The following is a 24,275-nucleotide window of genomic DNA, read 5'->3' on the forward strand; positions in this document are numbered from 1 at the left end:
GGCCCGGGATGGAGCCACGACACCGGGCCGAGCCGAGGATCCGACAGGGCCGGGACGACGGACGGTGCCGGTTGGGCAGACAGGGCCTACCGGGCCGCCTGGACCGCCAGGGCTGTCAGGCCCGTCAGGCCCGGCACGTCCACCAGGCCCGCGTGGTGGGCATACGGGGGCCCTGGGGCAGGGCGGGCGGGCCGGACCGTCAGGAGCCGTGGGGCACATGGGGCACACAGGGCGTACGGAGCTGTTGGACGGTGTACGGCAGTGGCTCGCCGAGAGCGGGTCGGAGCCCACACCGGCACGCGTGGCACAGGCCCTGCGCGCGCAGGGTCGCGTCCTCGGTGATACAGAAGTGCTCGGCGCGGCCCGGCAGTTGCGCTCCGAGCTGGTCGGCAGCGGACCTCTGGAACCGCTGCTCGCCGATCCGTCGGTCACCGACGTCCTGGTGTCGGCGCCCGATCGGGTCTGGGTCGACCGGGGCGGCGGTCTGGAACTGACGGCCGTCTCCTTCCCGGACGCGGCGGCCGTACGACGCCTCGCCCAGCGCCTCGCGGCCGTGGCCGGACGAAGGCTCGACGACGCGCGTCCCTGGGTCGACGCCCGGCTTCCGGACGGCACCCGGCTGCACGCGGTACTGCCACCGGTCGCCGTCGGTTCCACCTGCCTGTCGCTGCGAGTCGTACGACCGCGCGCGTTCACGCTCGACGAACTGGTGGCCGCCGGGACGGTGCCACCCGGCGGCGACCGGGTGCTGCGGGCCCTGCTGGAGGCCCGGCTGTCGTTCCTGATCAGCGGAGGCACCGGCTCGGGCAAGACGACGCTGCTGAGCGCGCTGCTGGGGCTGGTCGGCCCGGGGGAGCGGATCGTGCTGGCCGAGGACTCGGCGGAGCTGCGGCCCGACCATCCCCATGTGGTCCGGCTGGAGGGGAGGCCGGCCAACCAGGAGGGCGCCGGGCTCGTGGCGCTGCAGGACCTGGTCCGCCAGGCCCTGCGCATGAGACCGGACCGGCTGGTCGTCGGTGAGGTGCGCGGACCGGAGGTCGTGTCGCTGCTGGCGGCGCTCAACACGGGCCACGAGGGGGGCTGCGGAACGGTGCACGCGAACGCGGCGGCGCAGGTACCCGCCCGCCTGGAGGCCCTGGGCACCGCCGCCGGGCTCGACAGGGCCGCCCTCCACAGCCAGTTGGCGGCTGCGCTGTCGGTGGTCCTGCACCTCGTACGCGATCGGGCCGGGCAGCGGCGCATCGCCGAAGTGCACGTCCTGGAGCGCGATCCGTCGGGGCTGGTGGTGACGGTGCCGGCGCTGCGGTGGGGCGCTCGGGCGTTCGCGTACGAGCCGGGTTGGGAGCGGCTGCGGGGGCGTGCTCCGCGAGGGGAGCGAGGGGAGCGAGGGGAGCGGACCGTGGTGACGGGGACGGGCGGGATGTCGGTGGGGGCGGCCATGGCGTGTGCCGGGACGGCCGCCTGGTTGATGGGCGGGCGGGACTCGGGGGCGCGCAGAGCGCGGCTGCTGTGCGCGGGCGGCGCGGTGGTGGCCGGACCACCGGCGGGGGAGAGGGCGCGGGCCGGATGGCGGCGGCTGCGCGGGCGGCTGCGGCCCGAAGGGTGGTCGCTGGTGGCCGGGTTGGCGGTCGCGCTGCTGGGCGCCTCGGTCGTGCCGCTGCTCCTCGGCGCGGCCGGGGTGCCGTTGCTCCGGCGGGTACGACGGGCCGGCGAGGCGGACCGGGAGCGTGAGCGCCGGGGCGATGCGGTGATCGCCCTGTGCGGGGCCCTCGCCGGTGAGGTGCGGGCCGGACGCCAGCCGGGCGAGGCGCTGTTGAACGCCGCGCACGACTCGGGCGGCCTCGGCGAGGCGCGGGCGGCGGTACTGGCGGCGGCGCGGTTCGGTGGGGACGTACCGGACGCGCTGACCGACGCGGCACGGCAGCCGGGGGCCGAGGGGTTGGTGGGGCTCGCCGCGTGCTGGCGGGTCGCCGTGGACCGGGGTGCGGGTCTCGCGGCGGGGCTCGACCGTCTGGAAGGGGCGCTGCGCGCGGAGCGCGACCAGCGGGCCGATCTGAGAGCCCAGTTGGCGGGATCGCGGTCGACGGCGGTGATGCTCGCGGGGCTGCCGGTCCTGGGGCTGTTGCTCGGCACGGCGCTGGGCGCGGATCCGCTGCACGTGCTTCTGCACAGCGGGCCGGGCCTGGGCTGCCTGCTGGTGGGTGGGGTGCTGGAAGGTGTGGGGCTGTGGTGGGCGCTGCGCATCGTGAAGGGAGCGGAGGCGGCATGAGCGCGGAGATTGTCCACAGGCTGGGGATGCTCGGGTGCGGGGCGGTGGCGCTCGGGTGGCTGGTGAGGGCGCTCGGCAGGGCGCGGTACGAGCGGCGGGTGCGCAGGAGGCTGACCGGGTTGCTGGACCCGCGGCGGCCGCCGCACCGGCGCCGATTCGACGTCCGGGACGCGGGGCTGAGGTGGCTGCCGCCGGTGGGTGCCGTGTGTGCCGGCTGGGTGCTGGTCGGAGGGCCGGCCGGGGTCGTGACGGGGCTGGTCGCCGGGCTCGGGATCCTTCGGTGGCGCCGGCGCCGGCGGCGCGGTCCGGGGCCGGTGGAGGAGTACGACACGACGCGGGCCGCCCGGCAACTTCCGCTCGCCGCCGACCTGGTGGCGGCCTGTATCGCGGCGGGGGCGGATCCCGTGGCGGCGGCCCGGGCCGTGGGCGAGGCCCTCGGCGGGCCCGTCGGGGAGCGGCTTGCCCGGGGTGCCGCGGAGGTGCGGCTCGGAGGCGAACCGGCGGACGCGTGGCGGAGGTTGGCGTCGATACCGGGAGCCGGTGGTCTGGCGCGGCTGCTGGAGCGGGCGGGTGAGTCGGGGGTGCCGGCGGCCGTGCCGGTCGGGCGACTCGCCACCGAGGCCCGCGCCGAACGGGGGCGGAGCGCGACGGCGCGGGCACGCAGGGCGGCCGTCATGGTCACCGTGCCCGTGGGGCTGTGTTTCCTGCCCGCGTTCCTCGCGATCGGTGTCCTGCCCGTGGTGATCGGGCTGGCGGACGGGGTGCTGGGAGGTGGTGGCGGATGACCGGCCGGGCGGCCGGCGACAGGCGTCGAGTGACGACACGAGTCAAGTGATCAGCAGGATCGAACCCACGGGGGTTGAGATGTGCAGGACGGTACGAGTACGGGTGCGGGCATGGATGCGCGGCCTGGCGGCGCGCGGGGACGCGGGAATGGTCACCTCCGAGTACGCGGTGGGTGTCATCGCGGCGGTGGCCTTCGCGGCCGTGCTCTACAAGGTGGTGACGAGCGGTCAGGTCAGCGCGGAGTTGCAGGACATCGTGGGGCGGGCGCTCAATGTCCCGACATGAGCCGGTGTCGAGCGGTCCGGCCCGGTGCGGCGACCGCGGATTCGTGACGGCCGAGGCCGCGGTGGTGCTGCCCTCGCTGGTGCTCGTCGGAATGGCGCTGGTGTGGGCCCTGCTCGCCGCGTCCGCGCAGATCCAGTGCGTGGACGCGGCGAGGGCGGGCGCCCGCGCGGTGCCAGGGTCACGGTGAGCCGGACGGGTGATCTGGTCCGGGTGACGGTCACGGCGAGCGCGCCGGGGCCCGGCGCGCTGTCCGTGGAGCTGAGCGACGAGGCCGTGGCCCTGGCGGAGGAGACCGTGGGGGTGACCGACGATGACACGAGGCCGTAGAGCGCGGCGCGTCCGCCTCGGGCCGATGCCCGACACCACGACGTCCGACACCACGATGCCCGACACCCTGCGGCTCCCGCGCGACGGGTGTGGGCTCGTGTGCTCCCCCGCAGGGCCCCAGCGCACCCTCTCGGGACCCCTGCGCACCCTTCTCCGGCCTCGCGCTCTCCTCGGGCCCCCGCACGCCCTTCTCCAGCTCCGCGGCCCACTCGGGCCCCGGCACGCCCTTCTCCGACCCCGCGGCCTCCGCCGGACGCCGGACGCCCTCCTCCGCTCTCCCCACGCCCTGCTCCGGGCCACGCGGGCTGCCGCGTGGGTGAGGCGGCGGACGCGGTCCCCGGGGTTCTCGGACAAGGGGTCGGCGACCGTGTGGGCGGTCGGGGTGATCGCCCTGCTGTGTGCCGTCTTCGGGGCGGTCCTGGCCATGGGGCAGGCGGTCGTGGTGCGCCACCGCGCGGCGGGGGCGGCCGACCTGGCGGCGCTCGCCGCCGCGGACCACTGGACGGACGGGAGCCCGGCGGCCTGCGCCGAGGCGGACCGGGTGGCCCGGGCCCAGCGTGCCCGGCTGGCGCGGTGCACGGTGGAGGGGGAGATCTCGGACGTCACGGCCGTGTCGGGTGCGGGCCCCTTCGCCGTGGAGATCAGGTCCAGAGCGGGCCCCGCCGCACCGGTGGACCCGGCGGCTACTCCCGCGGCGCTCCCCGCAGCAGTTCGGTGAGCAGCCGGACGGCACCCCGTTTGTGGAGCGGCTCGTTGCCGTTGCCGCACTTGGGGGACTGGATGCAGGACGGGCAGCCCGCCTCGCACTCGCAGGAGGAGATGGCCTCACGGGTGGCGGTGAGCCAGGCACGGGCGGTGTGGAAGGCGCGTTCAGCGAAGCCCGCGCCGCCGGGGTGACCGTCGTAGACGAACACCGTGGGCAGCAGGGTGTCGGGGTGCAGCGGGACGGACACGCCGCCGATGTCCCAGCGGTCGCAGGTGGCGAACAGCGGAAGCATGCCGATCGACGCGTGTTCGGCGGCGTGCAGGGCGCCGCCGAGGATCTCCGGACCGATGCGGGCGGCGTCCAGCTGGTCCTCGGTGACCGTCCACCACACCGCACGCGTGCGGAGTGTGCGCGGAGGGAGGTCGAGCTTCGACTCGCCCAGTACTTCCCCGGTGATGACCCGACGGCGCAGGAAGGAGACGACCTGGTTGGTGACTTCGACGGAGCCGTAGCACAACCGGCCCTCACCCCAGGGGATTTCGGTGTCCGTCTCCAGGACGGAGATGGCGGTCGTGTCGCGGGCGACCGTCGAGTACGGCGGGTTGGCCTCCTCGACCAGCGCGACGGAGTCCTCCAGGTCCAGGTGCTTCACCAGGTACGTACGGCCCTGGTGCAGATGGACCGCGCCCTCGTGCACCGTCGTGTGCGCGGCGCCGGCGTCCACCGTGCCGAGCAGCCGCCCCGTTCCGGCCTCGACGATCTGCACCGGGCTGCCGCCCTCGCCGCGGATGTCGGTCAGGTCGGCGGCCCGCTCCCGGCGTGTCCAGTGCCAGGCCTTGGTCCGGCGGCGCAGCAGTTTCGCGGCCTCCAGTTGCGGCAGCAGATCCGCGGCGGCCGGGCCGAACAGCTCCAGATCCTCGTCCGTGAGAGGGATTTCGGAGGCGGCGGCGCACAAGTGGGGGGCGAGGACGTACGGGTTGTCGGGGTCGAGGACCGTGGACTCCACCGGCTGGTCGAACAGTGCTTCGGGGTGGTGCACGAGGAACGTGTCCAGCGGGTCGTCGCGGGCGACCAGGATCGCCAGCGCGCCCTGCCCCGCGCGGCCGGCGCGGCCCGCCTGCTGCCACAGGGACGCCCGGGTGCCCGGGTAGCCCGCGATGACGACTGCGTCCAGTCCCGAGACGTCGACGCCGAGTTCTAGGGCGGTGGTGGCGGCGAGACCGAGGAGTTCTCCGGAGTGCAGGGCTCGTTCGAGGGCGCGGCGTTCCTCGGGGAGGTAGCCGCCGCGGTACGCCGCGACGCGCCGGGCGAGCGAGCGGTCGACCTCGGCCAGCCGCTCCTGGGCGATCACCGCGATCAGTTCGGCGGCGCGCCGGGACCGTACGAAGGCGACCGAGCGCACGCCCTGGACGGTCAGGTCGGTCAGGAGGTCGGCGGTCTCGGCGGTGGCGGTACGCCGGACGGGCGCGCCCTTCTCGCCGTGCAGTTCGGTGAGCGGGGGTTCCCAGAGGGCGAAGACCAGCTCGCCGCGCGGGGAGGCGTCGTCGGCGACCTCGACCACCGGGAGGCCGGTCAGGCGGCGGGCGGCGACGGAAGGTTCGGCAGCGGTCGCGGAGGCCAGCAGGAAGACGGGTGAGGAGCCGTAGCGGGCGCACAGGCGGCGCAGTCGGCGCAGCACCTGGGCGACGTGGGAGCCGAAGACTCCGCGGTAGGTGTGGCACTCGTCGATGACGACGTACTTCAGGGCACGGAGGAAGGAGGCCCAGCGGGGGTGGGAGGGAAGTATCCCGCGGTGCAGCATGTCGGGGTTGGTCAGAACGTAGTTGGCGTACTGCCGGACCCACTCGCGTTCCTCGACCGGGGTGTCGCCGTCGTACACGGCTGGTCGAACGGCGTTGCCCAGCGGTTGTGAAAGTTCCTTCACAGAACGGCGCTGATCGGCTGCGAGGGCCTTTGTGGGCGCCAGGTAGAGCGCGGTGGCCCCCCGGCCGTTCGGCGCCTCGGAGCCGTCCAGAAGGGCTGTGAGGACCGGCACGAGGTATGCCAGGGACTTGCCGGAGGCCGTGCCGGTGGCGACGATCACGGACTCGCCGTCCAGGGCGTGCTCGGCGGCGAGCGCCTGGTGGGCCCAGGGGTGCTCGATGCCCGCGGCCTGCACGGCGGCGACGACCTCCGATCGGATCCGATCGGGCCATACGGCATGGCGACCCGCCCGTGGGGGCAAGTGCTCCGTATGAGTGATGCGCGAAGCCCGGCTCGGCCCCGAGGCGAGCCGGTCCAGGACCGTGCCCGGAGAGGGGCGGGAAGCGGTGTCCGCCGAGGTTCGATCGGATCGGTGATTCTTGGCCATCGGCATCGAGTGTGTCACTGGCGTGACGGACAATGGGCTCAAGGCGTCGTGCACGCCTGCCGGTAAGTGATTGAATGCCATCGCGGCTGGCGAACCGTCCCGGGGGCTCTGCCGAGGTGTCCCTTGGGGCGACCGCTCGATAGCAAGGTGCTGGAGGATCCGTGGACCTGTCCCTGTCGACCCGTACCGTCGGCGATCGTACGGTCGTCGAGGTCGGTGGCGAAATCGATGTATATACCGCGCCCAAGCTGCGTGAGCAGCTGGTCGAGCTGGTGAACGACGGCAGTTTCCATCTTGTCGTCGACATGGAGGGCGTGGACTTCCTCGACTCCACCGGGCTCGGCGTTTTGGTGGGCGGCCTGAAGCGTGTGCGTGCCCATGAGGGCTCGCTGCGACTGGTCTGCAACCAGGAGCGCATTCTGAAGATCTTCCGTATCACCGGTCTCACCAAGGTGTTCCCCATCCACACCTCGGTCGAGGAAGCGGTAGCGGCCACCGACTGACCCCGTCACGGGGCGCCACGGGAGCGTGGCGTCCGAGACGGTAGAAGCAATGGAGGGGGACCGGGCCTCGGCGGCCCGGCCCCCTGACAGCACGCCCGTAGTTGAGGGGGATGCATGGCCACCGTTGAGCTCCGCTTCAGCGCGCTGCCCGAGCACGTCAGGACCGCCCGACTGGTGGCGGCAGCGGTGGCGCGCAGGGCCGGAGTGGACGAGGCCGTCCTCGACGAGGTCAGACTCGCCGTGGGCGAGGCCTGCAGCCGTGCCGTCGGACTGCACCAGAGTGGCGGCATCTCGGCGCCGGTGCGGGTGACGCTGATCGAGGAGGAGAAGCAGTTCTCCATCGAGGTCGGCGACGAGGCGCCGCGTTCGGTGCCCGGTGCGACGGTGCCCGGAGCCTCTCCCGGTGAGGCCGACACGGACGCCGAGGAGGACGAGATGGGCCTCGCGGTCATCAGCGGCCTCGTCGACGACGTGGAGGTCAGCGCCGACGAGCACGGTGGACTGATCAGGATGAGCTGGCCGACCACGCCGCCGGTCACGCTCGTTCCCTGATGTCCCCCTCGTAGCAGGACACGTACAAGACACACTCATCACACGAAGGGCCCTGCCTCGCAGGGCCCTTTTTCTTGCTCCCGGGCAGGTGAGATGACTGCGCGCGCCTTTCGTGAATTGGTTCACGATCATTCAGGCGATTATTTGATCAAGGGTCAACGCTTTTGGGGCATTACCTCTTTTGGGTTCTGTGAACGCCCGTCGATCATTTGCTGACGGGGATGTGAAGGCAAATTCCGTTTACCGCGTACTGTTTTGATCAGGTTCCGGTACCTACAATCCGTCCACATCTTGAGCTCAGCCCAAGCGTCAAGGAGGACGAATGGCGGGGCTTTCTACCCCTCAGCAGTTTGACCATCCCACAACCTTCGCAGCCGCAGTTCTGACCGACGACAATCGCCTGATCGTGATGGTCATCGGCGTCGTCGCGCTGGCGGCCCTGGCGGTCGCCGGGGTTCTGGTACGACAAGTACTCGCGGCCGGCGAGGGCACCGACAGCATGAAGCAGATCGCGGCAGCGGTCCAGGAGGGCGCGAACGCCTACCTGGGGCGGCAGTTGCGCACCCTGGCGGTATTCGCCGCCGTGGTGTTCTTCCTGCTCATGCTGCTGCCCGCGGACGACTGGAATCAGCGTGCCGGAAGGTCGATCTTCTTCCTGATCGGCGCGGTGTTCTCGGCGACCACCGGATATATCGGTATGTGGCTCGCCGTCCGGAGCAATGTCCGCGTGGCCGCCGCGGCACGGGAAGCGACCCCGGCAGCGGGTGAACCCGAAAAGGATCTCACCGCCGTCTCGCACAAAGCCATGAAGATCGCATTCCGTACGGGCGGCGTCGTCGGCATGTTCACGGTGGGGCTCGGTCTGCTGGGCGCCTCCTGTGTGGTGCTGGTGTACGCGGCCGACGCGCCGAAGGTCCTGGAGGGATTCGGACTCGGCGCCGCGCTGATCGCCATGTTCATGCGTGTCGGCGGCGGCATCTTCACCAAGGCCGCCGACGTCGGCGCCGACCTGGTCGGCAAGGTCGAGCAGGGCATTCCGGAGGACGACCCGCGCAATGCCGCGACCATCGCCGACAACGTGGGCGACAACGTCGGGGACTGCGCCGGTATGGCCGCGGACCTCTTCGAGTCGTACGCCGTCACGCTCGTCGCCGCGCTGATCCTCGGCAAGGCGGCGTTCGGCGACTCCGGGCTCGCCTTCCCGCTGATCGTGCCCGCGATCGGCGTCCTCACGGCCATGGTCGGCATCTTCGCGGTGGCACCACGCCGTTCCGACCGCAGCGGCATGTCGGCGATCAACCGTGGCTTCTTCGTCTCCGCGGTGATCTCGCTGGTGCTGGTCGCGGTGGCCGTCTACGTCTACCTGCCGGGGAAGTACTCCGGCCTGGACGGCGTCACGGACGCGGCGATCAAGGCGAAGAGCGGCGATCCTCGGATCCTCGCGCTGGTGGCCGTCGCGATCGGCATCGTGCTGGCCGCGCTGATCCAGCAGCTGACCGGCTACTTCACCGAGACAACCCGCCGTCCCGTACGGGACATCGGCAAGAGCTCACTCACCGGTGCGGCCACCGTCGTCCTCGCCGGTATCTCCATCGGTCTCGAATCGGCCGTCTACACCGCCCTGCTGATCGCTCTCGGCGTGTACGGGGCCTTCCTGCTCGGCGGCGCGTCCATCACGCTGGCGCTCTTCGCCGTGGCGCTCGCCGGGACCGGCCTGCTCACCACGGTCGGTGTCATCGTCGCCATGGACACCTTCGGCCCGGTCTCCGACAACGCCCAGGGCATCGCGGAGATGTCCGGCGACGTCACGGGCGCGGGCGCCCAGGTGCTCACCGACCTGGACGCGGTGGGCAACACCACCAAGGCCATCACCAAGGGCATCGCCATCGCCACGGCCGTCCTCGCCGCCTCGGCGCTCTTCGGCTCGTACCGGGACGCGATCCTGTCGGCCGCGAACGACGTGGGCGAGAAGGTCTCCGGGCCGGGCGCGCCGTTGAACCTGATGATGGACATCTCCCAGCCCAACAACCTGGTGGGCCTGATCGCCGGCGCGGCCGTCGTGTTCCTCTTCTCGGGCCTCGCGATCAACGCCGTGTCGCGCTCCGCGGGGGCCGTGGTCTACGAGGTGCGGCGGCAGTTCCGCGAGCACCCCGGGATCATGGACTACACGGAGAAGCCCGAATACGGGCGGGTCGTCGACATCTGCACCAAGGACGCCCTGCGGGAGCTGGCCACCCCGGGTCTGCTCGCCGTCCTGGCGCCCATCGCCATCGGCTTCACACTCGGTGTCGGCGCGCTCGGCTCGTATCTCGCGGGCGCGATCGGCACCGGCACCCTGATGGCCGTCTTCCTCGCCAACTCCGGCGGCGCGTGGGACAACGCGAAGAAACTCGTGGAGGACGGTCACCACGGTGGCAAGGGCAGCGAGGCGCACGCCGCCACGGTGATCGGCGACACCGTCGGTGACCCCTTCAAGGACACCGCGGGACCGGCGATCAACCCGCTTCTGAAGGTGATGAACCTGGTGGCGCTGCTGATCGCGCCGGCGGTCGTCAGGTTCTCGTACGGCGACGACAAGAACCTCGCTCTGCGGTTCCTGATCGCGGTGCTCTCGTTGCTCGTGATCGTGGTCGCGGTGTACATCTCGAAGCGACGCGGGATCGCCGTGGGCGACGAGGAGGACGCGGAGCGGGTCTCCAAGTCGCCGGATGCGGCGGTGGTTTCGTAGCTCCAGGGTTCTCCATCTGGTCAGGTACTGGCCAACGGGCGGGCGGGCGGCGCGTTTTGACACGCCGCCCGCCCGCCTTGTGTGTGTTCACACCCTCACCGTGAGCCTTCTCTCGCTTGGTGCAAATGGCTCTAATAAGGGGTGAACCGGTCGCACGACCCGCGGATGTCGCCCGGATGGCGTGTATGTTCCGGGGCCGAGAGCCATGGAAGGGACCAATCCGGTGAACAAGAAGCTCACGGCCGCACTGTCCGGCGGTGCGGTACTGGTACTGGCGCTGACGGGATGCAGCAGCGACAACGGCAACAACGACAAGCTGAACTCCTGGGCCAAGCAGGTCTGTGACGCGGTGCAGCCGCAGGCCAAGAAGATCGAGGCCGCCAACGCCGCGATCCAGAAGGAGACCTCGGACAACAGCGCGCCGGACGCCGTCCGCAAGACGGACGCGCAGGCCTTCCAGGACATGTCCGACGCCTACAAGGCGATCGGCGCCGCCGTCGACGGCGCAGGCGCGCCCGACGTCACCGACGGCAAGAAGAAACAGACGGACGCCGTGAAGGAACTCAACGGCATCTCCGCGTCCTACGCCGCCCTCAAGAAGCAGGTCGACGGGCTCGACACGAAGGACCAGGCGAAGTTCGCGGACGGCCTCAAGGGCATCGCGACGCAGCTCACCAAGCTGAGCCAGAGCGGCAACGACGCGCTGAAGAAGCTGGAGGAGGGCGACGTGGGCAAGGCGATGGCGAAGCAGGAGAGCTGCAAGTCGGCGTCGTCGCCCTCCGCGGCCCGGGGCTGAGCGCCGGGCGGGCGCGCGGTCGCCCGCCCGACGAGGATCCGATACGTGTCCGGACCAGGACCCGGTACGCCCGCGTGCCGGGTCCCCGACATGGGCATCCACACGGGTGCGCGCCGCTGTCCACAGGAGGCTGTCCACAGGAGTACGTGCCGCTGTCCACAGGAGTGCGTGCCGGTCGGCGGGAGCGGACACAATGGGGGATGTGAGTCACACCAGCCTGCCACCGTTGCCCTCGTCCGACCGCGTCGACGTCGCCGCTCGGCTGCGGGACGCCCTGCTCGGCGCCTCGTTCACCGCCGACGGAATGCTCGACCTGCTCGGCGCACCCGCATACGCGGCGCTGGCGCGCAGCGAGACAGTGCCCGCGCTCCGGGCGACCCGCGGGGACACACCCCTGGAGACACTCGTCCGGCTGTTCCTGCTGCAGCAGCCCGTGCCCCACGCGCGCGTGGCGGACGTGCTGCCGGTCGAGGACTGCCTGCAGAGCGGCTGGCTGAGCCGGGTGGGCGGGGACGAGGTCACCGCGACGGTGGACGTCCGCCCGTACGGGGGACCGGCCGGCGAGGACTGGTTCATCGTCTCCGACCTCGGGTGCGCCGTAGGTGGCGCGGGCGGCATCGGAAGCCGTGAGGAGGGCGTCGTCCTCGGTGTGGGCGGCGCGTCCACGACCCTGGCCGGCATCACGGTCCGCGAACCCGTCGCCGCCGCGCTCGATCTCGGCACCGGCTCCGGTATCCAGGCCCTGCACGCGGCCCAGCACGCCACCCGCGTGACCGCGACCGACCTCAACCCGCGCGCGCTGCACATCACCGCGCTCACCCTGGCGCTGTCCGGCGCCCCGGCGGCCGATCTGCGCGAGGGCTCGCTCTTCGAGCCGGTCGCGGACGACGAGACGTACGACCTGATCGTCTCCAACCCGCCCTTCGTGATCTCGCCCGACGCCCGGCTCACCTACCGCGACGGCGGGATGGGCGGGGACGATCTGTGCCGCACGCTCGTTCAGCAGGCGGGGGACCGGCTGAACGAAGGGGGATACGCCCAGTTCCTGGCCAACTGGCAGCACGTGGAGGGCGAGGACTGGCAGGACCGGCTGCGCTCCTGGGTGCCGCGCGGCTGTGACGCGTGGATCGTGCAGCGCGAGGTCCAGGACATCACGCAGTACGCGGAGTTGTGGCTGCGCGACGCGGGCGACCACCGCTCCGACCCGGTGGAGTACCAGGCACGGTACGACGCATGGCTGGACGAGTTCGAGGCGCGCAAGGTCAAGGCGGTCGGCTTCGGCTGGATCACCCTGCGCAGAACGGCGGCCGCCGAGCCCTCGATCACCGTCGAGGAGTGGCCGCACCCCGTCGAACAGCCGCTCGGCGACACCGTGCGCGCGCATTTCGCCCGGGTCGACTTCCTGCGGGCCAGCGACGACGCGGCGCTGCTCGCCGGGCACTTCAGGCTCACCGCCGAGGTGGTCCAGGAGCAGGTCGGGCTGCCCGGCGCCGAGGACCCGGAACATGTGGTGCTGCGCCAGAACCGCGGGATGCGGCGGGCCACCAAGGTGGACACGGTCGGCGCGGGCTTCGCGGGCGTGTGCGACGGCACGCTGAGCGCCGGGCGGATTCTCGACGCCATCGCCCAACTGGTCGGGGAGGACCCGGTGTTGCTGCGCGACCGGACACCCGGCCAGATCCGGCTGCTGGTGGAACAGGGGTTCCTCGAGCCCGCGGAGTGACGAGGGCCGCGCCTCCCGGCGGCCGGCGACACGCGCTCCGCCGGGCACCGGAAGCTTCGTAGGGCACCCGATGCTCCGCCGGGCGTTTCCCGTCAGGACCTTGCTCCGGGGTCCCCCGTAAGGGCCCCTCGCCGGGGGCCTGGCCTTGGCCGGGATGCGAATTCGGCCAACATACGTCCGGCGCCGGACGTTCCGGGCGATCCACGCGCAGGTGTGCCGCTCGCCGGCTGGGGGAGCGGGCCCGGCGTCTCAGGACCCGAGACAGGCCGGGCGGCGGGGGTGAGCCGGTCGGTGAGGGTGGGCGCCGGGAACGGCGAACGACGAATTCACCACAGTCCCACGCCCGGCGTATCGCTCCGGCCAAGCCGAGGACGCCCCGGAGGGCCACCCGCACCGGGCGCGGTCCGAGCCGTCCGGGCCCGCCGATGGAGTGCCGTCCGCCCTGCGTTCACCGCAGGTTCGCACAGTCGCTTCCGGGGCGTGCCAACGTCCCGACCCTAGGACTCGGGGCGGAAGGGCATATCGATGGAAAGTGGACCGGCGATCTTCGTGGGCACGGTGTTCGCCCTGTTCGGAGGCGCGCTGCTGGCGTGGACGGTGGTGCGGCTGCGGCAGGGTGAGCCCATCGCCGTCGGTGTGAACCGCGTCGCATCGGCGACGGTCGCGAGCGTCGCCGGAGCGGGTGCGCTGGCACTCGGGATGTGGTGTTTCACGCGCGTGTGAGAGCCGGGACCCCGGTAACCGGGGGGTCACGCTCCGGTTAGGGCCGAAAGGGCAGCTGCGTACTCCGGGCGGCAGGAATGGCGGTAGTCGGGTTACCGTTCGAGTGGCCGTTGCGGGCTTTTCCCGTTTGACACGGGGGCGGGATGTACCGTCACACTCCGCAGCGTCAGCACGACCCGACCCCCGGGACCCAGGCCTGGGGAGACCCCCTGCGTCGACCGGAGAGAAGAGCGAAGTTGTCCCCGACCAGCGACACCGCACACGGCGGCCGCCGACTCGTCATCGTCGAGTCGCCTGCCAAGGCGAAGACGATCAAGGGCTATCTCGGCCCCGGCTATGTCGTCGAAGCGAGCGTCGGGCACATCCGCGACCTCCCCAACGGCGCGGCGGAGGTGCCGGAGGAGTACACCGGCGAGGTGCGCCGCCTCGGCGTGGACGTCGAGCACGACTTCCAGCCGATCTACGTGGTCAACGCTGACAAGAAGGCCCAGGTCAAGAAGCTCAAGGACCTGCTGAAGGACTCCGACGAACTCTTCCTCGCCACCGATGAGGACCGCGAGGGCGAGGCCATCGCGTGGCACCTCCTGGAGGTCCTGAAGCCCAAGGTCCCCGTCCACCGGATGGTCTTCCACGAGATCACCAAGGACGCGATCCGCAGTGCCGTCGCCAATCCGCGCGAGCTCAACCAGCGCATGGTCGACGCCCAGGAGACCCGCCGCATCCTGGACCGCCTCTACGGCTACGAGGTCTCACCGGTCCTGTGGAAGAAGGTCATGCCGCGCCTGTCGGCGGGCCGTGTCCAGTCCGTGGCGACCCGCCTCGTCGTCGAGCGGGAGCGCGAGCGCATCGCCTTCCGGTCCGCCGAGTACTGGGACCTGACCGGCACCTTCGGTACCGGCCGCCGTGGGGACGCCTCCGACCCGTCCTCCCTGGTCGCCCGTCTCACCGCGGTCGACGGCAAGCGCGTCGCCCAGGGCCGCGACTTCGACTCGCTCGGCCAGATCAAGGGCGCGAACACGCTCCATCTGGACGAGGCGGACGCCCGCGCGCTCGCCGCCGCCCTGGAGAACACCGACTTCTCGGTCCGCTCGGTCGAGTCCAAGCCCTACCGCCGTTCGCCGTACGCGCCGTTCCGCACGACGACGCTCCAGCAGGAGGCCTCGCGCAAGCTCGGCTTCGGCGCGAAGGCCACCATGCAGGTGGCCCAGAAGCTGTACGAGAACGGCTTCATCACGTACATGCGTACGGACTCCACGACCCTCTCGGAGACGGCGATCACCGCCGCCCGCACCCAGGTCACGCAGCTGTACGGTGCCGACTACCTGCCGGCCCAGCCGCGCACGTACGCCGGAAAGGTCAAGAACGCGCAGGAGGCGCACGAGGCGATCCGCCCCTCGGGTGATCGTTTCCGCACTCCGGCCGAGACGGGTCTGACCGGCGACCAGTTCAAGCTGTACGAGCTGATCTGGAAGCGGACCGTCGCCTCCCAGATGAAGGACGCGGTCGGCAACTCCGTCACGGTGAAGATCGCCGGCACCGCCGCCGACGGCCGCGACGCCGAGTTCAGCGCGTCCGGCAAGACGATCACCTTCCACGGCTTCCTGAAGGCCTACGTCGAGGGCGCGGACGACCCGAACGCCGAACTCGACGACCGCGAGCGCCGCCTCCCCCAGGTGGGCGAGGGCGACCCGCTGTCCGCCGAGGAACTCACGGTCGACGGGCACGCCACCAAGCCCCCGGCCCGCTACACCGAGGCCTCGCTGGTCAAGGAGCTCGAAGAGCGCGAGATCGGCCGCCCGTCGACGTACGCGTCGATCATCGGCACGATCCTCGACCGCGGCTACGTCTTCAAGAAGGGCACGGCCCTGGTGCCGTCCTTCCTGAGCTTCGCCGTGGTCAACCTCCTGGAGAAGCACTTCGGGCGGCTCGTCGACTACGACTTCACGGCCAAGATGGAGGACGACCTCGACCGCATCGCGCGGGGCGAGGCGCGCGCCGTGCCGTGGCTCAGGCGCTTCTACTTCGGCGAGGGCGAGGCCACCGGTGCCGCCGAGGCCGGGAACGGCGACGGCGACCACCTGGGCGGCCTCAAGGAGCTCGTCACCGACCTGGGCGCCATCGACGCCCGCGAGGTGTCGTCCTTCCCCGTCGGCGACGGCATCGTGCTCCGCGTGGGCCGCTACGGCCCGTACGTCGAGCGCGGTGAGAAGGACTCCGAGAACCACCAGCGCGCGGACGTGCCCGAGGACATGGCCCCGGACGAACTCTCCGTCGAGCTGGCGGAGGAGCTGCTCGCCAAGCCGAGCGGCGACTTCGAACTCGGCAACGACCCGGAGTCGGGCCACCAGATCATCGCGCGGGACGGCCGCTACGGCCCGTACGTCACCGAGGTGCTCCCCGAGGGCACCCCGAAGACGGGCAAGAACGCCGTCAAGCCGCGTACCGCGTCCCTCTTCAAGTCCATGTCGCTGGACACGGTGACCCTTCAGGACGCCCTCAAACTGATGTCCCTGCCGCGCGTCGTCGGCAAGGACGCGGAGGGTGTGGAGATCACCGCGCAGAACGGGCGCTACGGGCCGTACCTGAAGAAGGGCACGGACTCGCGCTCCCTCCAGACCGAGGACCAGCTCTTCACCATCACGCTCGAAGAGTCGCTGGAGATCTACGCCCAGCCCAAGCAGCGTGGCCGCGCGGCCGCCAAGCCGCCGCTGAAGGAACTGGGCGAGGACCCGGTCAGCGCGAAGCCCGTCGTCGTCAAGGACGGCCGTTTCGGGCCGTACGTGACCGACGGCGAGACCAACGCGACCCTGCGGTCCGGGGACAGCGTCGAGGACATCACTCCGGAGCGCGGCTTCGAGCTGCTCGCCGAGAAGCGTGCCAAGGCCCCGGCCAAGAAGACCGCGAAGAAGGCCGCCGCCAAGAAGACGGCCACCAAGAAGGCCCCTGCCAAGAAGGCCGCCGCGAAGAAGACGACGACGTCGAAGACGGCCGCCAAGAAGGCGCCCGCCAAGAAGACCGCTGCCAAGAAGACGGCCGCTTCCGAGAGCTGAGGCCGGGCCGATACCGCCCGGCAGATGTGGACGCCCCCGTACCTTCCGGTGTGGGGGCGTCCACATGTTCGGGCACCCCTCCGGACAGTCAGTGGGTCCCGATAGGCTTGCAGAATGACGCGAGCCGAGCAGCCTACGGCCCACACTCCGGCCCCCGACGACGCCCTGGTCGCGGATTCGCGCGAGCGCGCCGTGCGCGCGCTGCTGCGACAGCCGCAGCTGAAACGCCTGTGGGGCGCCCACCTCGTGGGGAGTGTCGCCGACGCCCTGGCCCTGCTTGTGCTGGTCGTTCTCGTCCTCCAGGCGGCGGTCGCCGAGGGCTCCTTCGGCGGCGGCTACCGCGGCGTGGCCCTCGCGGTGTCCGCGGTCTTCGCGGCGCGCGTGCTCGCGACGCTGCTCTTCGGAGCGGTCCTGCTGGGCCCGCTCACCTCGCTGACGTCGAAGGACGGCCCGCTCGACAGGCGCTGGACCATGGTCGGCGCCGACGGCCTGCGTGCCCTGCTGCTGATCGTCGCGCCCCTGTGGATCGACTGGACACCGGACGACGCCCTCGCCGTCCTCCTGGTCGTCGCTTTCGTGACCGGTGTGGCCGAGCGCTTCTGGACGGTGAGCCGGGAGGGCGCGGCCCCCGCGCTGTTGCCGGCGCCGCCCCTGGAGGGCGCAACGGTGCGCCCGCTGCCGGACCACATGGACGCGCTGCGGCGCCTGTCCCTGCGCACCGCCTTCGTGGCGGTGCCGATCGCGGCCGCGGCGCTCGTCGTGGTGTCCCTCGTCAACAACCTGCTCGGTGCCGGGATCGCCTGGTTCGACCAGCACCAGGGGGCGCTCGCCTCGTACGTCGCCGCCGGGCTGTTCGCCGCCTCGCTCTCCGTGCTCACGTTCCTCGAACTGCCCGACACCCGCACCCCCCGCGCCCGCTCGCCCCTGGAGGGCCTGCGCCGCCCCAAGACGGGCACCGGTGTCGACAAGGGCCGTACCGGCGTGATCCCGCTCCTGGTGCTCGCCTGCGCGGCCGTCGCCGCGGCGATCGCGGCCTCCGTCGCGGTCTCCGTGCTGCAGGCCAAGGACCTGGGCGGCGGACCGGTCACGTACGGGCTGCTGGTGCTGGCGCTGACCGGCGGTGTCGTCGTCGGTATCCGCACCGCCGCCAAGGTGCTGCCTTCGCTGTCCCGCCGCCGGCTGCTCTCCCTCGCGATCGCCTTCACCGGTATCGCCCTGCTGGCCGCCGGACTGGTCCCGGACGTCACCACCGTGCTGCTGATCGTCGCCCTCGCCGGCGTCGGTGCGGGTGTCGCAGCAAACACCGGGCACGCGCTGCTCGACCAGGAGACCGAGGAGTACCGGCGGCCGCGCACCACCGAACACCTGCACGCGGTCGTACGGATCTCCGTGGCGCTCGGCGTCCTGCTGGCACCCCTGGTGGCCGCCGCGATCGGACCGCACCGCCTGGAGAACGGCAAGTTCGTGTTCGCGCACGGCGGTGCCGCCTTCACCCTGATGCTGGTGGGCGCCCTGCTGCTGCCCGTCGCCGCCCTGGTGCTCGCCAAGGTCGACGACCGCGCGGGCGTGCCGCTGCGCCACGACCTGCTGGACGCCCTGCGCGGCGGCGACGACCCGCTGCCGACGCCCGCCGGGAACGGGTTCTTCATCGCTCTGGAGGGCGGTGACGGGGCCGGGAAGTCGACCCAGGCCGAGGCGCTCGCCGAGTGGATCCGGGCCAAGGGCCACGAGGTCGTGGTGACCCGCGAGCCCGGTGCCACACCGGTCGGCAAGCGGCTGCGGTCGATCCTGCTGGACGTGTCGTCGGCGGGTCTGTCGCACCGCGCGGAGGCGCTGCTGTACGCCGCCGACCGCGCGGAGCACGTGGACACCGTGGTGCGGCCCGCACTGGAGCGCGGTGCCGTCGTCATCTCCGACCGCTACATCGACTCCTCGGTGGCCTACCAGGGCGCCGGCCGCGACCTGTCGCCCACCGAGATCGCCCGCATCAACCGGTGGGCGACCAACGGCCTGGTGCCGCACCTCACGGTGCTGCTCGACGTCTCCCCGGAGGCGGCGCGCGAGCGGTTCACGGAGGCGCCGGACCGGCTGGAGTCGGAGCCCGTCGAGTTCCACACGCGCGTGCGGTCCGGTTTCCTGACGCTGGCCGCGGCCGACCCCGGCCGCTACCTGGTCGTCGACGCCGCACAGGAGCCCGAGGCGGTCACCACCGTCGTCCGGCACCGCCTCGACGTGATGCTGCCCCTCTCCGAGGCCGAGGTGAAGGCCCAGGAGGAGGCGCGCAAGGCGGCCGAGGAGGAGGTCCGGCGCAAGGCCGAGGAAGAGGCCGCCCGCAAGGCCGAGGAGGAGCGCCAGGAGCGCGAGCGCCAGGAACAGCTCGCCCGGCTGCGCGCGGAGGAAGAGGAACGCAAGCAGCGCGAGCTGGAGGAGGCTCAGCGTCGCGAGGCGGAGCGGCAGGCGGAGGAGGCCCGGCAGCGTGCCGAGGACGCCCGCCGCCGGGCCGAGGAGGAGCGGGCCCGTCTGCTGGCCGAGGAGAAGGTCAGGGCGGCCGAGCAGGAACGGCTGCGCAAGCAGGCCGAGGAGGAGGCCCGGCTGCGCGCCGAGGCGGAGACCCGGCGTCTGGAGAAGCAGCGCAAGGCGGAGGAGGCGCTGCTGCGCGCGGAGCGGGCACGGCGTGCCGCGGCGGAGACGGCGGCCGCTTCGGCCACGGCCGCAGCCGCGGCGAGCGCCGCGGCGTCCTCGCCTTCCACCGGGACCGCTCCTTCCACCGGGACCGCTCCTTCCACCGGAGCTTCGACATCCGCCGCCGCATCGGCCTCCGCTCCCGAGCGGACCCCGACCCCGGCCCCGTCGCAGGCTTCCGCTCCGGCCGGCACCGGCTCTGGCACCGGCACCGGGTCCGACAACGAGACGACCGTGCCCACGCCGGTCGTCGCGCCCCCGAACGCGTCGGGTGGTGCGGTGGACGACACCGCGGTGCTGTCGCCGGTGCGGGACAGGGGCAACCGCGGTTCCCGGTCCGACTCCGAGGAGACGGCCAAGCTGCCGAAGCCGCCCGTGCCGGAGGACACCGCGGAGCGGACGACGGTGCTGCCGCCGGTCGGGGGAGCCGTGGACGAGACGGCCGTCCTGCCGCCGGTGACACCCCGCCCGGCCGACGAGACGGCGGTACTGCCTCCCGTACGGGACAGGGATTCGGACGCGGACAGGGACTCGAACAGGGGCAGCGGTAGGGATTCGTCCGGGGACCCTGCGGACCGGGTGCCCCCGGGCTACTTCCGGGACGAGCGGCAGGCGGCGCGGCCGTCCGACGACGGGGTGGACCGTACCCGCGAGCTGCCCCAGGTGGACGCCTCGGGCACGCCCCGCCGCCGCCCGCGTCCCGACTGGGCCGAGGAGACACCGCTCGACGACCTCCCGACCCTCGCGGACGAGCTGCTGGGCCCGCGGGACGACGACGAAGCGGACGAGGGGCGCGGCGGGCGCGAGGGGCGCGGCGGGAACCGTCGCTGAATCCAGGGCGGTGGCCGCTGTCCGGGCGGTCACTGCCGCGGGAACGGGGTGGGGTGACCGCCGGGTGCGGTGCTCGTGACCCCGGGGCCCGGCGGGATGATCCGCCGGGGGTGCGGTGGTCGTGATCGGTGAGACTGGTGGCCGTGAGCGGCCGTGATCGTTCGTGATCGGCGGGCGTGGACCGGGCGGGATCGCCGGGCACCACGGCCTGTGCCGGGCGATCCCGGGTCCGGGGCCCGTTGTCAGTGGCGACCCGCACAATGGACGCGGCAAGGCAAAGTGCGACGAAAGGGCGGTGCCCCGTGCCCGTATGGGACGACCTGGTGGGCCAGGACAAGGTGAGCGAGCAGCTCGCCGCCGCCGCGCGGGACGCCGACGCCCTGGTCACGGCGGTCGCCGGGGCCACCCCGCCCCCCGAGGCGTCCAGGATGACCCACGCGTGGCTGTTCACCGGCCCGCCCGGCTCGGGCCGTTCCACCGCGGCGCGCGCCTTCGCCGCGGCGCTCCAGTGCGTGAGCCCCGACCGCGCGCTGGGCGGAGTCCCCGGCTGCGGGTTCTGCGACGGCTGCCACACCAGCCTGATCGGGACGCACGCCGACGTGCAGATCGTCCGTACCGACCTCCTCTCCATCGGTGTGAAGGAGACCCGTGACCTGGTCCGCCGCGCCCAGCTGTCACCCGCCGTCGGCCGCTGGCAGGTCATCGTCCTGGAGGACGCGGACCGGCTGACGGAGGGTGCGGGCAATGTGCTGCTGAAGGCCGTCGAGGAGCCGGCGCCGCGTACGGTCTGGCTGCTGTGCGCGCCCTCCATCGAGGACGTCCTGCCCACCATCCGATCCCGCTGCCGCCTGCTGACCCTGCGTACGCCACCGGTGGAAGCGGTCGCCGACATCCTCGTACGGCGTGACGGCATCGCCCCCGATGTCGCCGCGGCCGCCGCGAGCGCGACACAGGGGCACATCGGGCGGGCCCGGCGTCTCGCCACGGATCCGCGTGCCCGTGAGCGCCGGGCCGCCGTCCTCAAGCTCCCGCTCCGGGTCGACGACGTCGGTAGTTGCCTCAGGGCGGCCCAGGAGCTGGTCGACACCGCATCGGAGGACGCGAAGCAGCTCGCCGAGGAGGTCGACGTGAAGGAGACCGAGGAGCTGAAGACCGCCCTCGGCGCGGCGCAGGGCGGCCGCATGCCGCGTGGCACCGCGGGCGTCATGAAGGAGCTGGAGGACCGGCAGAAGCGCCGCAGAACGCGCACCCAGCGCGACAGTCTGGACCTCGCGCTCATCGACCTCACGGGCTTCTACCGCGACGTCCTCGCCCTCCAGCTCGGCTCCCGCCTGGCCATCGCCAACGCGGATTCCGGGGATGTGCTGGAGAGACTGGCCCGCGGCAGCTCGCCGGAGGCGACCCTGCGCCGGATCGACGCCATCGCCGCGTGCCGCGACGCCCTGGACCGCAATGTGGCACCGCTGCTGGCGGTGGAGGCGATGACGATGGCGCTGCGCGCGGGCTGACGCGACCGTCGGGATACGGCGGGCGGGCCGAAGGGGTCGCCGGGACGCGGCGGGTGGGCTGACGAGGTCGCCGGGACGCGGCGGGTGCGCTGACGGGGTCGCCGCGACGCGGCGGGCAGGCCGACGGGGTCCTCAGGGCGCGGAGTGCGCGAGGTTGACGATGTCACTCGTACGAGGCGCGTATGCCACTGAAGGTGATCAATCGATCGCGCAAGGTTACGCTCGCGGAATGTACTTCAGGCGCATCCTCAGGCCCCTCCGCAGGGGCGGCATGCTGCTGGCCGCCACGACGCTGCTCGTCTCCGCCTGCTCCACGGAGAGTTTCACCACGACGGCGTCGGCGCCGACGACGGCGGAGGCGGTGCTGACCCCACTGCCCCGCACCACGCCCGCGACGCTGACGCCGTACTACGAGCAGAAGCCGGCCTGGCGCTCCTGCGGTGCGCCCGGCTTCGAATGCACCACGATGAAGGTGCCGCTCGACTACGACGACGCGGCCTCGGGCGCCATCAAACTGGCCGTGGCCCGCAAGAAGGCCACGGGTCCGGGGAAGCGGATCGGCTCGCTGCTGGTCAACCCGGGTGGTCCGGGCGGCTCGGCGGTCGGATACCTGCAGGCGTACGCGGGGCTCGGCTACCCGGCGCAGGTCCGCGCCCGTTACGACATGGTCGCGGTCGACCCGCGCGGAGTGGCCCGCAGTGAGCCGGTCGAATGTCTCAGCGGCCCGGAGATGGACGCGTTCACGAAGACGGACATGACGCCCGACAACACGAGGGAGACGGCCGAACTGGTCGACGCCTACAAGAAGTTCGCCGAGGGGTGCGCCCGGCACTCGCCCAAGGTGCTGCGTCATGTCTCCACGGTCGAGGCGGCCCGTGACATGGACATCCTGCGTGCGGTTCTGGGCGACCAGAAGCTGAACTACGTGGGAGCGTCGTACGGGACGTTCCTGGGAGCGACGTACGCGGGCCTGTACCCGCAGCGGGTGGGCCGTATGGTCCTGGACGGCGCGCTGGACCCCTCGATCACCGCCCGCAAGCTCAACGAGGACCAGACGGCGGGCTTCGAGACGGCCTTCCAGTCCTTCGCGAAGGACTGCGTGCGCCACAGCGGCTGCCCACTGGGCGGCCGGGGGACCAGCCCGGACCAGGTGGGCAAGAACCTCAGCGCCTTCTTCAAGAAGCTCGACTCGGACCCGATCCCGACGGGCGACGCGGACCGCAGCCAGCTCACCGAGTCGCTCGCGACGACGGGCGTGATCGCGGCGATGTACGACGAGGCGGCCTGGCCCCAGCTGCGCGAGGCGCTCAGCGCGGCGATGAAGGACAAGGACGGGGCGGGCCTGCTCGCCCTCTCCGACAGCTATTACGAGCGTGACCCCAAGGGTCACTACACGAACCTGATGTACGCCAACGCGGCCGTGAACTGCCTCGACCTCCCCGCCGCCTTCTCCACCCCCGACCAGCTGGAGAAGAGCCTCCCCGCCTTCGAGAAGGCGTCCCCCGTCTTCGGTGACGGCCTGGCCTGGGCCTCCCTGAACTGCGCGTACTGGCCCGTGAAACCGACGGGGGAGCCCCACCGCATCGAGGCGAAGGGCGCGGGCCCGATCCTGGTGGTCGGCACCACCCGGGACCCGGCCACCCCCTACGCCTGGGCCGAGTCCCTCGCCGGGCAGCTCTCCTCCGCCACGCTCCTGACCTACGTCGGCGACGGCCACACCGCCTACGGTCGCGGCAGCGTCTGCATCGACACCGCGATCAACCGCTACCTCCTCGACGGCACCCCTCCGCCCAAGGGAAAGCGCTGCTCATAGCCCTCCCACACGCCCCGGATCCGGGCCCTCCGGGGCGTGTACGGAGCACACTCGGAAACTGTGTAGACTTACCGACGTTGCTGATCGCACCATAGTGCGGACAGCGCGCCGCCTTAGCTCAGATGGCCAGAGCAACGCACTCGTAATGCGTAGGTCTCGGGTTCGAATCCCGAAGGCGGCTCTGTAGAAGCCCCAGGATTCTCACTCGCCGTGACCTGGGGCTTTTGCTTTTCCTCGTCTTCAGAGCTTCAGAGCTTCAGAGCTTCAGGGTCTCAGGCCTGAGGTCTGACGGGAGCCAGGGGTACAGATCCGCGCGGGTCTTCGCCCAAGACCTGGGCACCTGCCCCCCCCGGGCCAGACCTTGTCGTGGTCCTGACCGACGGCCAGAGCCTTGGCCCGGCCGCACGGCTGTCATGCCAGATCATGGTGGGCACCTTCCCGTGCCAGGGCAGGCAACGGTTCCGGATCGAGGACGATCTCGACCACGCATCGGACGCACCGCCCGACTGGACGCGAGCGGACGTCATCGCGGCCTCCCGACACCGCTGGATCGCTCCGGACGACATCCGAACAGCGCGAGCGGCAGGGGCGGTTGAGGTCTCGTACCGGTTGCATAAACCCGCTCGCTCTCCTGCCGGGGGCA

The 24,275-nt window shown here is 72.0% G+C and carries 15 protein-coding genes, 1 tRNA gene and 2 pseudogenes; 17 read left to right on the forward strand and 1 reads right to left on the reverse strand.

Annotated elements, in window-relative coordinates; genetic code table 11:
- Window positions 1–217: 217 nt before the first annotated feature.
- From HEP85_RS22235 to HEP85_RS22260, 6 genes and pseudogenes are all read left to right on the forward strand, one after another.
- A pseudogene (locus HEP85_RS22235) lies at window positions 218–1,357 on the forward strand (TadA family conjugal transfer-associated ATPase); the annotation flags it as partial.
- Between the two features lie 111 nt (window positions 1,358–1,468).
- Complete coding sequence (locus HEP85_RS22240) at window positions 1,469–2,269, forward strand: type II secretion system F family protein (RefSeq protein WP_369658130.1); 801 nt, start codon at window positions 1,469–1,471, stop codon at window positions 2,267–2,269.
- Window positions 2,266–3,054, forward strand: a complete 789-nt coding sequence (locus HEP85_RS22245; protein ID WP_365768607.1) for a type II secretion system F family protein — start codon at window positions 2,266–2,268, stop codon at window positions 3,052–3,054. Before HEP85_RS22240 ends, HEP85_RS22245 begins: the two co-directional genes overlap by 4 nt.
- Before the next feature lie 79 nt (window positions 3,055–3,133).
- Window positions 3,134–3,340 (forward strand): DUF4244 domain-containing protein, encoded by a 207-nt coding sequence (locus HEP85_RS22250; protein WP_168529284.1) that lies wholly within the window; start codon window positions 3,134–3,136, stop codon window positions 3,338–3,340.
- Window positions 3,327–3,667 (forward strand): annotated as a pseudogene (locus HEP85_RS22255) (TadE family type IV pilus minor pilin). Before HEP85_RS22250 ends, HEP85_RS22255 begins: the two are co-directional and overlap by 14 nt.
- A gap of 316 nt (window positions 3,668–3,983) precedes the next feature.
- Complete coding sequence (locus HEP85_RS22260; RefSeq protein WP_211118040.1) at window positions 3,984–4,385, forward strand: Rv3654c family TadE-like protein; 402 nt, start codon at window positions 3,984–3,986, stop codon at window positions 4,383–4,385.
- Here HEP85_RS22260 and HEP85_RS22265 read toward each other — a convergent pair.
- Window positions 4,351–6,804, reverse strand: a complete 2,454-nt coding sequence (locus tag HEP85_RS22265) for a DEAD/DEAH box helicase (RefSeq protein ID WP_168529286.1) — start codon at window positions 6,802–6,804, stop codon at window positions 4,351–4,353. The two genes, HEP85_RS22260 and HEP85_RS22265, sit on opposite strands and share 35 nt — an antisense overlap.
- 80 nt (window positions 6,805–6,884) lie before the next feature.
- Here HEP85_RS22265 and bldG point away from each other — a divergent pair, with 80 nt between their 5' ends.
- From bldG to HEP85_RS22320, 11 genes are all read left to right on the forward strand, one after another.
- Complete coding sequence (bldG, locus tag HEP85_RS22270; RefSeq protein WP_003975386.1) at window positions 6,885–7,226, forward strand: anti-sigma factor antagonist BldG; 342 nt, start codon at window positions 6,885–6,887, stop codon at window positions 7,224–7,226.
- 114 nt (window positions 7,227–7,340) lie between these two features.
- Window positions 7,341–7,778 (forward strand): ATP-binding protein, encoded by a 438-nt coding sequence (locus tag HEP85_RS22275; RefSeq protein ID WP_168529287.1) that lies wholly within the window; start codon window positions 7,341–7,343, stop codon window positions 7,776–7,778.
- Window positions 7,779–8,100: 322 nt separating this feature from the next.
- Window positions 8,101–10,506, forward strand: coding sequence for a sodium-translocating pyrophosphatase (locus HEP85_RS22280; protein ID WP_168529288.1), 2,406 nt, complete (start codon window positions 8,101–8,103; stop codon window positions 10,504–10,506).
- 205 nt (window positions 10,507–10,711) lie between these two features.
- Complete coding sequence (locus tag HEP85_RS22285) at window positions 10,712–11,302, forward strand: oligoendopeptidase F family protein (protein ID WP_168529289.1); 591 nt, start codon at window positions 10,712–10,714, stop codon at window positions 11,300–11,302.
- Window positions 11,303–11,495: 193 nt separating this feature from the next.
- Window positions 11,496–13,025 carry a class I SAM-dependent methyltransferase gene (locus HEP85_RS22290; RefSeq protein ID WP_248002037.1) on the forward strand — a complete coding sequence of 510 codons (1,530 nt, stop codon included), beginning with the start codon at window positions 11,496–11,498 and terminating at the stop codon, window positions 13,023–13,025.
- A gap of 525 nt (window positions 13,026–13,550) precedes the next feature.
- On the forward strand, window positions 13,551–13,748 hold the full coding sequence (locus HEP85_RS22295) for a hypothetical protein (protein WP_168529291.1): 198 nt from the start codon (window positions 13,551–13,553) through the stop codon (window positions 13,746–13,748).
- A 236-nt stretch (window positions 13,749–13,984) separates the two neighbouring features.
- Window positions 13,985–16,798 carry a type I DNA topoisomerase gene (topA, locus tag HEP85_RS22300; RefSeq protein WP_168529292.1) on the forward strand — a complete coding sequence of 938 codons (2,814 nt, stop codon included), beginning with the start codon at window positions 13,985–13,987 and terminating at the stop codon, window positions 16,796–16,798.
- Between the two features lie 114 nt (window positions 16,799–16,912).
- Entirely contained in the window at window positions 16,913–20,311 is a 3,399-nt protein-coding gene (tmk, locus tag HEP85_RS22305) for a dTMP kinase (protein ID WP_369657804.1), read from the forward strand.
- 302 nt (window positions 20,312–20,613) lie between these two features.
- On the forward strand, window positions 20,614–21,819 hold the full coding sequence (locus HEP85_RS22310) for a DNA polymerase III subunit delta' (protein WP_168529293.1): 1,206 nt from the start codon (window positions 20,614–20,616) through the stop codon (window positions 21,817–21,819).
- A 229-nt stretch (window positions 21,820–22,048) separates the two neighbouring features.
- Entirely contained in the window at window positions 22,049–23,632 is a 1,584-nt protein-coding gene (locus HEP85_RS22315; RefSeq protein ID WP_168529294.1) for an alpha/beta hydrolase, read from the forward strand.
- Between the two features lie 107 nt (window positions 23,633–23,739).
- Window positions 23,740–23,813, forward strand: a tRNA-Thr gene (locus HEP85_RS22320).
- The last annotated feature ends 462 nt before the right edge of the window (window positions 23,814–24,275 follow it).

Source organism: Streptomyces sp. RPA4-2 (assembly GCF_012273515.2).
GTDB classification, from domain to species: domain Bacteria; phylum Actinomycetota; class Actinomycetes; order Streptomycetales; family Streptomycetaceae; genus Streptomyces; species Streptomyces kaempferi.

Excerpts from the sequence above, each read along its gene's own strand:
- HEP85_RS22240 (WP_369658130.1), top strand. The coding sequence starts at position 1,469 with ATGGGCGGGCGGGACTCGGGGGCGCGCAGAGCGCGGCTGCTGTGCGCG.
- HEP85_RS22245 (WP_365768607.1), top strand. The coding sequence starts at position 2,266 with ATGAGCGCGGAGATTGTCCACAGGCTGGGGATGCTCGGGTGCGGGGCG.
- HEP85_RS22250 (WP_168529284.1), top strand. The coding sequence starts at position 3,134 with ATGTGCAGGACGGTACGAGTACGGGTGCGGGCATGGATGCGCGGCCTG.
- HEP85_RS22265 (WP_168529286.1), bottom strand. The coding sequence starts at position 6,804 with ATGGCATTCAATCACTTACCGGCAGGCGTGCACGACGCCTTGAGCCCA.
- HEP85_RS22275 (WP_168529287.1), top strand. The coding sequence starts at position 7,341 with ATGGCCACCGTTGAGCTCCGCTTCAGCGCGCTGCCCGAGCACGTCAGG.
- HEP85_RS22280 (WP_168529288.1), top strand. The coding sequence starts at position 8,101 with ATGGCGGGGCTTTCTACCCCTCAGCAGTTTGACCATCCCACAACCTTC.
- HEP85_RS22285 (WP_168529289.1), top strand. The coding sequence starts at position 10,712 with ATGGAAGGGACCAATCCGGTGAACAAGAAGCTCACGGCCGCACTGTCC.
- HEP85_RS22290 (WP_248002037.1), top strand. The coding sequence starts at position 11,496 with ATGGGGGATGTGAGTCACACCAGCCTGCCACCGTTGCCCTCGTCCGAC.
- HEP85_RS22295 (WP_168529291.1), top strand. The coding sequence starts at position 13,551 with ATGGAAAGTGGACCGGCGATCTTCGTGGGCACGGTGTTCGCCCTGTTC.
- tmk (WP_369657804.1), top strand. The coding sequence starts at position 16,913 with ATGACGCGAGCCGAGCAGCCTACGGCCCACACTCCGGCCCCCGACGAC.
- HEP85_RS22315 (WP_168529294.1), top strand. The coding sequence starts at position 22,049 with ATGTACTTCAGGCGCATCCTCAGGCCCCTCCGCAGGGGCGGCATGCTG.